Here is a 10,204-nt window from a genome sequence, read left to right on the forward strand (position 1 = left end):
GGAGAGGTGTATAAGGGACAGGAGCGACGGCAGCGACAGCGTCACGCGCGTGCGCCAGACGCGATCGGCGGCGGTATCGTCGGCGCTGCGCGCCTCGCGCGGTTCGCGTTCGATTTCCCAGTCGAAGCGCGTGCCCGGCCAAGCCTCGCCTTGCCAGCGAAACACGCCGTTGGCGAGCATGTCGAGCTGCTGGCGCACCAGATTGAGCGTCGACGGATGAATGCCCGCGTTGATCGACGCCTGCACCGCCTCGTGCGGCGACTCACTGCTTGCCGATCCGCGCCCCGCTCCCGTCGATGCCGGCGCGCTCTGCGTATTGGACAACACGTTGGCCGGCGCATCGCGGACCGACGCGGCGAGCGCGGCGGCCTCTTGCGGCGTCTGCGGCAGTTCGATCGCGTGGCGCGGCTGCAGGATATCGGGCACGTCGGGCTGGGCGGGCGTATCGAAAAACGCCGTCAGCGACGTGAAATGCTGGGTCGGCGTGCCGTCGAGCCAGGCATCGGCGGCGCTCGCGTCCTCGGTGAAATCGAGCGGCAGCGCGAGCGCGCGCGGATCGACGCGGCCTTGCGGCTCGCCTGTGAGCGTCGCGGTGCTGCGCTGGCCCGCGAGCCATTGCACGAGATGGGATTCGTAGAACAGTCCGCTGTCGTCGACGGTTTTCGCCAGTTGCGTGGCAATCTGCGCGGCGGGCAGCGGCGGCATGCTCTGGCGCGCGGCGGCGACGGCGGCCGCGTTCGATGAAAACGCGGTATCGAAGAGACCGGTGGTAAAGGCGGCGTACGCGCTCGCGGGACGCGGCGGCGTGGGCCACAACGGCGCATCGCCGACGACGGCGTTGGGCGTCGCGCTACTGAAACGGGTAATGACGTCGAGCGTGCGCGCGACGCTGGACAGCGCGGTCTGGGCGGAGGCCGCGGGCGGGCTCGACAGTGCGAGCAGGCCCGTCGGTCCGTACGTGCCGGACGCGTTGGCGGTCTGGCTCGTCGCCGAGCCGGTCGCCGCGCGCAGCGCCGTCACGAATAGTTCGCTTCGGGCGGCCAGCAGCGTGGAGATCGTGGAATCGAGCCCACTCATGCGGACATCCTCTCAATGCAACGCCAGCCGCCCGCATGAATGGGCGCGCCGTTGTCGCGGCGCGCCGGTCGATGCGAGGGACTAGCGCAGTCCCATCATTTTCTTCAATACGCGCGCCGGGTTGTTCACCGTGAACAGCGCCGACAGACGCGCTAGGCTCGGCGACGACAGATCGCGGATCGCGGCGTCGTCGGCGAGAATCTTCTTCACGAGGTCCAGCTTGCGCGCGCGGGCGTTTTCGTCGAGCGACGAGCCGGAGTCGGCCTCCTTCAATTGCTCGATCATCTCGCGATACGTGCCCTGCGTCGTCTTCAGATCGCTCCATTCGCCTTCGCGGGCCGCCACCAGCATGCGGCTCGACAGTTTCGCGATGGCCTCGTAATGGGCGAAATAGTCTTCGGTCGTCTTCATTCTTGTCTGGCTCGCCGCGCCGGTTCCATTCAAACGGTCGCCGCGGCCATCTGCGCCACTTCCGGTCCGATCCCGACCCACGCTTCTTCCAGCGTCGCCAGCAGGTTGTCCACCTCGACCAGCATCGCTTCGTCCTGATTCAGGTTGGCTTCCAGCAGCCGGCGCGACATGTACGCGTACAGCGCGTCCAGGCGCTTGGCGATCTCGCCGCCCGCTTCCTTGTTCAGCGACTCCTGCAGACCGCTCTCGATGATGCCGATCACCTTGCTGATCGCCATCCCACGTCCGCCGATGTTGTTCTGCTGCATGAACATCCGCGCTTGCGCGATCGCCTGCCGTGCGCCCTGATAGAGCATCACGATCAACCGATGCGGGCTCGCTCCCATCACGTCCGTCTGCACGCCGACGCGCGCGTACGCGTTGGCTCCGGCTTGTCCTGGGGAATACATCCGTGGTTCTCCTTATGCGGCTCCGGCGCGCGCCGTCCGCGTGTGGCATTCGCAGCCGCCCGGCCGATGGTTCGGGCGCCGGCGCGTCTGACCGGTGAAGTTCGTTGCTGGCGAGCGAATCGACGTCCGCCGTACCGTTATCGGGGTTATCGGAGAAACGCCGGAAAGCTTTAGGACACAAGGCTGGTAGGGCCAAATCGGCTTATCAGGTTGGAACGCGCGGGCAGCGGCGAAAAAACGGCGTCAGACCGAAATCTGCATGATGTCGTTGTAGGCCGACACCAGCTTGTTACGCACTTGCAGACCGAATTGCAGGCCGACGTTGGCTTTCTGCATGTCGACCATGACGTCGTTCAGCGAAACGTTCGACGAGCCCATTTCGAAGGCGTGCGCCTCCGACAGCGCCGACTTCTGGTTGTCGCTGATCTTGTCGATCGACGATTTCAGCGCGCTGGCGAAGCTGTCCACGCTCGCCGCGCCCGACTGTCCGGTAACGGCGCCAGACGCGACGGTCGCGGCGCTGCCCGCTTCCTTCGTGCCGCCGGCGGCTTGCGAGGCCATCGACTGGATCGCGCCGAGAGCGGAGGACAGCGGATTGATCGGAAAATTCATCATGACTCCTGGTTTCAGTAATGAGCAGCGGCCGGGCTGGGTGTGGCGGGGTCGGCGGCTGACCTGGGTTCCTACGTTTGTCGCGACGGATTTCCACCACGACCGAGTACGACAAAGATTAGCAGCGCGCTCGCGTCCAAACCTCCGGAAGAACGGGGAAAACCCGGCTCTATTCGTCGAATCGACTTGCTTTGATCTGCGGATAATCCATCTCGTGAAAAGTCCTCCACCGCCGCTCAACGACTGAGAGCCAAGCGGCAGGCGAGAGAACACCAGATTCGGAGCAATCGAGCTAAATGGAAACGCCCAACAACTCTTTGATCACGCCGGACGCCCGCATGGGGCTGGCAGGCGCGCAACCGGGCACGGCGGGTAACGCCGTGCCCGGCGCGAGCCTGACCGGCGGTGCGGCTGGCGGCGCCGATTTCGGCGGATTCGCCCAGCGCGTGCCGGGGCTGTCGAATTTCCGCTCGAATCCGCGCGTGCCGCTGATCATCGCGGTGGCGATCCTGATCGCCGTGGTCGCCGGTCTGGTGATGTGGTCGCGTCAGCCGGATTACCGCGTGCTGTTCTCGAACCTGTCGGACCGCGACGGCGGCGCGATCGTGACGGCGCTCCAGCAAGGCAACATTCCCTACAAGTTCTCGGACGGCGGCGGCGCGATCCTCGTTCCGGCCGAGCAGGTTCACGAAACGCGTCTGCGTCTCGCGGCGCAAGGCCTGCCGAAGAGCGGCTCGGTCGGCTTCGAACTGATGGACAACCAGAAGTTCGGCATCAGCCAGTTCGCGGAACAGGTCAACTATCAGCGCGCGCTGGAAGGCGAGCTCGAAAAGACGATTTCGTCGATCTCGTCGGTCAAGTCGGCGCGCGTGCATCTAGCGATTCCGAAGCCTTCGGTGTTCGTGCGCGACAAGGAACTGCCGACGGCGTCGGTGATGGTCGAGCTGTATCCGGGCCGCGTGCTCGACGAAGGCCAGGTTTCCGCGATCACGCACATGGTGGCGTCGGGCGTGGCGGACATGCCGGTCAAGAACGTGACGATCGTCGATCAGGACGGCAACCTGCTGACCAACGCGACGGCAGGCGGCGCGGCCGGTCTGGACGCCTCGCAATTGAAGTACGTGCAGCAGATCGAGCACAACACGCAAAAGCGCATCGACGCGATCCTCTCGCCGCTGTTCGGCTCGGGCAACGCGCATTCGCAAGTCAGCGCCGATATCGATTTCTCGAAGCTCGAGCAGACGGCGGAAAGCTACGGCCCGAACGCCAATCCGGCGAACACGGCGATCCGCAGCCAGCAGTCGAGCCTGTCGAGCGAAACCAGCGGTTCGGGCGTCGGCGGCGTGCCGGGCGCGCTGTCGAACCAGCCGCCGCAAGCGGCATCGGCGCCGATCGACGCGGCGGCATCGGGTGCGCTGGGCGCATCGGGTGCGAAGCCCACGCCGCTCAACGAGCGCCGCGACACGACGACCAACTACGAAGTCGATCGCACCGTGCGTCACTACGAACAGGCGGTCGGCGGCATCAAGCGTCTGTCGGTGGCGGTGGTCGTGAACTACGAGAAGAAGGTCGACGCCAAGGGCAACGTCACGATGACGCCGATGGTCGCCGACAAGCTCGCGCAAGTCCAGCAACTCGTGAAGGACGCGATGGGCTTCGACGAAAAGCGCGGCGATTCAGTCAACGTGGTCAACAGCGCCTTCAACTCGGATGTCGTGACGCCGCCGGCGGTGCCGTGGTGGAAGACGCAGGAATCGATCGGCCTGGGCATTCAGGGCGCGAAGTATCTGGGCATCGGCATCGTCGGATTGTTCCTGTACTTCAGCATGGTCCGCCCGGCGATGAAGCGCGCCTTCCCGCCGCCGGAACCCTCGGCATCGTTTGCCGCGCCTGACGAACTTTCGCTGCTCGACGGTCCTTCGATGAAGGGCTCGGCCAAGGAAGACGACGGCGAGAAGGATGCCGAAGTGAGTCTCCTCGGCGGTCCGGAAAGCAACAAAGCCAAATTTGATCGCAACCTCGACTATGCGCGGTCCGTCGCGCGCCAGGATGCGCGAATTGTAGCGACGGTCGTGAAGAACTGGGTGTCCGATGAACAATGACGGTCTCAACAAAGCCGCTCTCCTGCTGATGTCGATCGGCGAGGAAGAAGCCGCTGAAGTTTTCAAGTTTCTCGGCCCGCGCGAGGTTCAGAAGATCGGCGCGACGATGGCGAGCCTCAAGAACGTGACGCGCGAGCAGCTCGATTCCGTGCTTACCGAGTTCGTCAAGGAAGCGGAGCAGCAGACGGCGCTGTCGATGGATTCGAGCGAGTACATCAAGTCGGTGCTGAACAAGGCGCTCGGCGAAACCAAGGCCGGCGCGCTGATCGATCGCATTCTGCAAGGCAGCGACACGAGCGGCATCGAAGGTCTGAAGTGGATGGATTCGAGCGCGGTCGCGGAGCTCATCAAGAATGAGCATCCGCAGATCATCGCGACGATCCTCGTGCATCTGGACCGCGATCAGGCATCGGAAATCATCTCGTGCTTCGTGGAACGTCTGCGCAACGACGTGATGCTGCGGATCGCGACGCTCGACGGCATTCAGCCCGCCGCGCTGCGCGAACTCGACGACGTGCTGACCGCGCTGTTATCGGGCAGCGACAACCTCAAGCGCGCGCCGATGGGCGGCGTGCGCACGGCGGCGGAAATCCTCAACTTCATGGCGAGCAACCAGGAAGAATCGGCGATCGAAACGGTCAAGCAGTACGACGCGGAACTGGCGCAGAAGATCATCGACCAGATGTTCGTGTTCGAAAACCTGCTGGACCTGGAAGACCGCGCGATCCAGTTGCTGCTGAAGGAAGTGGAGTCGGAAACGCTGATCGTCTCGCTGAAGGGCGCGCAGGCGACGCTGCGTCAGAAGTTCCTGTCGAACATGTCGCAGCGCGCGGCCGAACTGCTCGCGGAAGACCTCGATTCGCGCGGTCCGGTGCGGGTGTCGGAAGTGGAACAGCAACAACGCAAGGTGCTGCAAGTGGTGCGCAATCTCGCCGAAAACGGTCAGATCCAATTAGGCGGCAAGGCGGAGGACGCATATGTCTAACGCGACGCAAAAGGTCTCGGCGTATCAGCGCTGGGAAATGGCATCGTTCGATCCGGTCACGGTCGATCAGAGCGCGGCGGATCAGGTCGCACTCGAAGCGCATCTGCGCCGCGTCGAGGAAGACGCGCATGCGCAAGGTCTCGCGAAGGGTCACGTCGCGGGTCAGGCGCTCGGTTATCAGGCGGGCTTCGAGCAAGGTCACGAGAAGGGCATCGAGGAAGGCCGCAAGATCGCGATGGAAGAAGCCGCGCGCCTCGCGCAAATCGCCGATGCGTTTCAAACCGCGCTGCACGCCGCCGATGCCGCCATCGCCGAAACGTTCGCCTCGCTGGCAATCGATATCGCGCAGCAGGTCGTGCGTCAGCATCTCGCGCACGATCCGACCGCGCTGGTCGCAGTGGCGCGCGAAGTGATCGCGGCCGAGCCGGAATTGCAGGGCTCGCCGACGCTGATCGTCAATCCGGCGGATCTGCCGATCGTCGATGCGTATCTGCAGGAAGAACTGGGCGCGGCCGGCTGGCTGGTGCGTCCGGATCCGCTGGTCGAGCGCGGCGGCTGCAAGGCGCATGCATCGACCGGTGAAATCGATTCGGGCAACTCGTCGCGCTGGGAACGTGTCGCGGCGGCGCTCGGAAGGAATCAGTTGTGGTAAATCAGCAAATGGTCGCGAACATGACCCCTCATCCGACAGTCCACGAACCGCTCACGGCGCACGGCATCACGCAGGAAGGCCTGAGCGAACTCGAGCAGGAACTCGCGCGCGCATCCTTCGGGCCGCTGGCCGCCGAAGACGCCGCCGCCGAGCCGACGCCGGAAGAACATGCCGCGCGCACCATTGCCGAACTGTCGCTGATGGCGGGCAATCCGCACATCGATTCGTGGCGCGCTCAGCTGGAAATGGTGCGCGCCCGCGCGGCCATCGCCAAGCCGGTGCGCACGTGCGGACGTCTGACGCGCGCCGCCGGCCTCGTGCTGGAAGCTGTCGGCCTGAAGATTGGCGTCGGCTCCGAATGCATGATCGAACTGCCGCCCGGCAGCGCGATCCCGACCGCCGAAGCCGAAGTCGTCGGCTTCTCGGGCGACAAACTGTTTTTGATGCCGACCACGGAAACCGGCGGCCTGTTGCCCGGCGCGCGCGTGTATCCGCTGGAAAGCGCGCCGATCGACGATCCGATGGCGGGCGCGAAGCGTCTGCCGGTCGGCTTGGAAATGCTCGGTCGCGTGGTCGATGCCTCCGGCTGTCCGCTCGACGGACTCGGCCCGCTCGGCGCGAAGACCGATGCGCCGCTGTCCGCGCCGGTCATCAACCCGCTGAACCGCGAGCCGATCCATAAGGTGCTCGACGTCGGCGTGCGCGCGATCAACTCGATGCTGACCGTCGGACGCGGCCAGCGCATGGGCCTGTTCGCGGGTTCGGGCGTCGGTAAATCTGTGTTGCTCGGCACGATGGCGCGCTATACCAGCGCGGAAGTGATCGTGATCGGTCTGATCGGCGAACGCGGCCGCGAAGTGAAGGAATTCATCGAGCAGATTCTCGGCGAAGACGGTCTCGCGCGTTCGGTCGTGGTGGCCGCGCCCGCGGACGTGTCGCCGGTGCTGCGGATGCAGGCCGCCGCGTACACGACGTCGCTCGCCGAATACTTCCGCGATCAGGGCAAGCACGTCCTGATGCTGATGGATTCGCTCACGCGTTACGCGATGGCGCAGCGTGAAATCGCGCTGGCGATCGGCGAGCCGCCCGCGACCAAGGGTTATCCGCCGTCGGTGTTCGCCAAGCTGCCCGCGCTCGTCGAGCGTACCGGCAACGGTCCGAAAGGCGGCGGTTCGATCACCGCGTTCTATACGGTGCTGACCGAAGGCGACGACCAGCAGGACCCGATCGCCGACTCCGCGCGCGCGATTCTCGATGGGCACATCGTGCTGAATCGCTCGCTGGCGGAAGCGGGGCACTATCCCGCGATCGATATCGAACAGTCGATCAGCCGCGTGATGACGTCGATCATCGACGACAAGCATCTGGAACGCGTGCGCCTGTTCAAGCAGATGCTGTCGCGCTATCAGCGCAATCGCGATCTGATCAACGTGGGTGCGTATTCGGCCGGGCGCGACGCGCTGCTGGACCGCGCAATAGCGCTTTACCCGCGTATGGAGTCATTTTTACAACAAGGCTTTAGAGATCAGGCAAATTTTGAGCCGAGCCTCGAAATGTTGCACGCACTTTTCGACTAGTATTCGAGCCATATTCTTCATAAGAACATCCGCGTAGAGACCAATTCCTTATGTCCAAGAACTTGCCTATCAATACGCTCATTGAGCTCGCGCAGGAAGAGCTCGATGCCGCCACCAAGCGCCTCGGCAAGTTGCAGCAGGAACGCAACGACGTCGAGACGCAGCTGAATTCGCTCGTGAACTATCGCGACGAATATCACGCGCGTTTCACGGCGTCGGCGCAACAGGGCACGACCGCCCAGACGCTGCGCAACTTCCAGGCGTTCGTCGATACGCTCGATGCCGCCATCAACCAGCAGCGCGCCATGCTCGTGATCGCCGATCAGCGTATCGAGCAGGCCAAGCCGGAATGGCGCCAGAAGAAGCAGAAGGTCGGCAGCTACGAGATTCTGGCCGCGCGCGGCGAAGCCGTGCTCGCCAAGCAGGCGGCGCGCGTCGAACAGCGTCAGGCCGACGAATTCGCGGCGCGCGCGGTGCGGATGCGCGCCGAGCGGGCGTCGTCGTAAGCGCGGCAGATTTCATCCTTTAGATACCAGGGCCAGAACATGTCCTCCGTTTCCCCTCTCAACGCGCTGACCGGCGCTTCGTCGACGACGTCGGCCGCCAACAAGCGCAACGCGAACGCGGGCACATCGTTCGGTTCGACGCTGCAAAGCCTGACGGAGCGCGCGCACGCCGATGCGCTCGCCGCGCAGACCGCCGCGCCGAAGCCACAAGCTTCCGCCGATAAATCCAGCGTCCACGACGCGCCGAAGGCCGACGACAGCGACAAGTCCGCATCGGACGCGAGCAGCTCGGACAAGACCGACGGCACGAAGGACGCGCAGGCGTCGTCGGCGGCGGACAAGAGCGATCGCGCGGATTCGGCTTCGAAGAGTGCGTCGTCGAAATCCGATTCCGCCGATGCCACGAAAACGGCCGCGACCGCGAAACCCGCGAACACCGCCGCCGATGCCGCCGCGCAAGCGAAAAGTCGCTCCGATGCCACTGACGCCGCGCAGCAGGACGACGCGGCCACGTTCGCCAGCCTGACGGATGCGGCGACGGCGGCCACGGCATCGACCGATGGCAGCGACACCACGAAATCCGGCGACGCGAAAAAGAGCGCCGACGCGCAAACTCCGACCGACGCGCTGCAAGCCGCGCTCGCGCAACTGAACGCCGCGCCGAATGCGGCGGCGGCGGCTGCATCGGCGCAAACGCAGGCGCAGGCGAGCACGGAAACGAAGGGTCAGACGGGCGAGGCTGTCGGCGGCGTGCTCGGCCAGAACGGCAAGGGCGAACGTCAGGTGGGCCTGTTGAGCATCACCACGGGCGACGCCAAGGACGCGCAAGCAACGGCGGCCGCGAACGCCGCGCCGCAAACCGACGCCAGCGCGCTGGCCAGCATGCAGGCGGCACTGACGCCCGCATCCGGCGATGCAGCGGCTGCATACAAGCAGGCGGCGCAGGCCGCGGCGAACGCGGTGGCACAGCAGGCGGCATCGGCGAGTTCGTCGGTGTCGAGCCAGCAGGGTGCGGCGACGGCGGCGACCAGCGCGGCGATCGCGCCGCACGTCGGGTCGTCCGGCTGGGACGATGCGTTCAGTCAGAAGGTCGTGTTTCTTTCGAACGCCAAGCAGACTAGCGCCGAGCTGACTTTGAATCCGAAGGATCTCGGACCGGTGCAGGTTACCTTGCAAGTCACCGATAACCATGCACATGCGTTGTTCGTGGCGCAGCATTCGCAGACGCGTGAGGCTATCGAAGCGGCGATGCCCAAGCTGCGGGAGGCGATGGAGGCTAATGGTATTAGTCTGGGGAGCGCTAGTGTCGCGGATGGGTTTGCGCGGCAATCGTCGTCCTCGCAGCAGCAGCAATCTTCTTCGCAGCAAGGGGCTTCTGGTGGACGTGGGGGGGTTGGCGGTATTGGCGATGGAGATGATTCTGTTGCTACTTCCGTTAGCGTTCCCGTGCGGCGGCAAGTTGGACTGGTTGATACTTTTGCCTAACGGCTTCTCTTGTCGTGCTTTTCTTTTCAGTAGCCGCCTTCCCGGCGGGGGGCACTTTCTTTGCGGCGGCAAAGAAAGTAACCAAAGAAAGCCGCTGGCCGATCCTAAGCACCTTCTTGAGCGGCCGCGGCACAGGAATTTAGACTTGGCACAGCAGTAGCGAGTGTTCTCGCCGTGTGTCCGGGCGCTGGTTCCCATGCGATTTTTCCTTTCTCGCCCAAATAGGTAGTCGGCCCTTCAGAATTAGTCGAAGTCAAGGGTGGCAAGGGGCCGCCGGAAGATCGTGTTTCCCAGAACTCCCAGAAGCAATATTGATCTGAATGGTTTCCTGGGAGTTTGGAACTTCGC

General features: G+C 64.5%; 10 protein-coding genes. 6 read left to right on the top strand and 4 right to left on the bottom strand.

The genetic code is table 11. The annotated features are described in order from the left end of the window. From BVER_RS24560 to fliE, 4 genes are all read right to left on the bottom strand, one after another. On the bottom strand, positions 1–1,077 hold a 1,077-nt coding region (locus BVER_RS24560), incomplete at its 3' end, for a hypothetical protein (RefSeq protein WP_050455499.1). Between the two features lie 81 nt (positions 1,078–1,158). Then, positions 1,159–1,488 (bottom strand): flagellar protein FliT, encoded by a 330-nt coding sequence (locus BVER_RS24565; RefSeq protein ID WP_050455500.1) that lies wholly within the window; start codon positions 1,486–1,488, stop codon positions 1,159–1,161. A 29-nt stretch (positions 1,489–1,517) separates the two neighbouring features. Then, the gene (gene fliS / locus BVER_RS24570) at positions 1,518–1,937 is read right to left on the bottom strand and encodes a flagellar export chaperone FliS (RefSeq protein WP_050455501.1); all 420 of its coding nucleotides are present in this window, start codon (positions 1,935–1,937) and stop codon (positions 1,518–1,520) included. A 243-nt stretch (positions 1,938–2,180) separates the two neighbouring features. Next, positions 2,181–2,549, bottom strand: coding sequence for a flagellar hook-basal body complex protein FliE (gene fliE, locus BVER_RS24575; RefSeq protein ID WP_050455507.1), 369 nt, complete (start codon positions 2,547–2,549; stop codon positions 2,181–2,183). Between the two features lie 296 nt (positions 2,550–2,845). Here fliE and fliF point away from each other — a divergent pair, with 296 nt between their 5' ends. Genes fliF through BVER_RS24605 form a run of 6 tightly spaced genes read left to right on the top strand, consistent with a single transcriptional unit; the run spans position 2,846 to position 9,856 of the window. Beyond that, positions 2,846–4,651: a flagellar basal-body MS-ring/collar protein FliF gene (fliF, locus tag BVER_RS24580; RefSeq protein ID WP_050455502.1), complete on the top strand. Its 1,806-nt coding sequence runs from the start codon at positions 2,846–2,848 to the stop codon at positions 4,649–4,651. Further along, entirely contained in the window at positions 4,641–5,636 is a 996-nt protein-coding gene (fliG, locus tag BVER_RS24585; protein WP_050455503.1) for a flagellar motor switch protein FliG, read from the top strand. Before fliF ends, fliG begins: the two co-directional genes overlap by 11 nt. Next, positions 5,629–6,288 carry a flagellar assembly protein FliH gene (gene fliH / locus BVER_RS24590; RefSeq protein WP_050455504.1) on the top strand — a complete coding sequence of 220 codons (660 nt, stop codon included), beginning with the start codon at positions 5,629–5,631 and terminating at the stop codon, positions 6,286–6,288. The genes fliG and fliH overlap by 8 nt, the downstream gene beginning before the upstream one ends. A gap of 20 nt (positions 6,289–6,308) precedes the next feature. Continuing rightward, positions 6,309–7,865, top strand: coding sequence for a flagellar protein export ATPase FliI (gene fliI, locus BVER_RS24595; protein WP_050455508.1), 1,557 nt, complete (start codon positions 6,309–6,311; stop codon positions 7,863–7,865). A 50-nt stretch (positions 7,866–7,915) separates the two neighbouring features. Further along, entirely contained in the window at positions 7,916–8,371 is a 456-nt protein-coding gene (gene fliJ, locus BVER_RS24600) for a flagellar export protein FliJ (protein ID WP_050455505.1), read from the top strand. Between the two features lie 39 nt (positions 8,372–8,410). Further along, positions 8,411–9,856 carry a flagellar hook-length control protein FliK gene (locus tag BVER_RS24605; RefSeq protein ID WP_050455506.1) on the top strand — a complete coding sequence of 482 codons (1,446 nt, stop codon included), beginning with the start codon at positions 8,411–8,413 and terminating at the stop codon, positions 9,854–9,856. Positions 9,857–10,204 lie beyond the last annotated feature (348 nt).

It is taken from the genome of Candidatus Burkholderia verschuerenii, assembly GCF_001189365.1.
GTDB lineage: Bacteria > Pseudomonadota > Gammaproteobacteria > Burkholderiales > Burkholderiaceae > Caballeronia > Caballeronia verschuerenii.

Coding starts and splice junctions, on each gene's coding strand:
- fliH (WP_050455504.1), top strand. CDS start 5,629: ATGTCTAACGCGACGCAAAAGGTCTCGGCGTATCAGCGCTGGGAAATG.
- fliF (WP_050455502.1), top strand. CDS start 2,846: ATGGAAACGCCCAACAACTCTTTGATCACGCCGGACGCCCGCATGGGG.
- fliS (WP_050455501.1), bottom strand. CDS start 1,937: ATGTATTCCCCAGGACAAGCCGGAGCCAACGCGTACGCGCGCGTCGGC.
- fliG (WP_050455503.1), top strand. CDS start 4,641: ATGAACAATGACGGTCTCAACAAAGCCGCTCTCCTGCTGATGTCGATC.
- fliJ (WP_050455505.1), top strand. CDS start 7,916: ATGTCCAAGAACTTGCCTATCAATACGCTCATTGAGCTCGCGCAGGAA.
- BVER_RS24565 (WP_050455500.1), bottom strand. CDS start 1,488: ATGAAGACGACCGAAGACTATTTCGCCCATTACGAGGCCATCGCGAAA.
- fliI (WP_050455508.1), top strand. CDS start 6,309: ATGACCCCTCATCCGACAGTCCACGAACCGCTCACGGCGCACGGCATC.
- fliE (WP_050455507.1), bottom strand. CDS start 2,549: ATGAATTTTCCGATCAATCCGCTGTCCTCCGCTCTCGGCGCGATCCAG.
- BVER_RS24605 (WP_050455506.1), top strand. CDS start 8,411: ATGTCCTCCGTTTCCCCTCTCAACGCGCTGACCGGCGCTTCGTCGACG.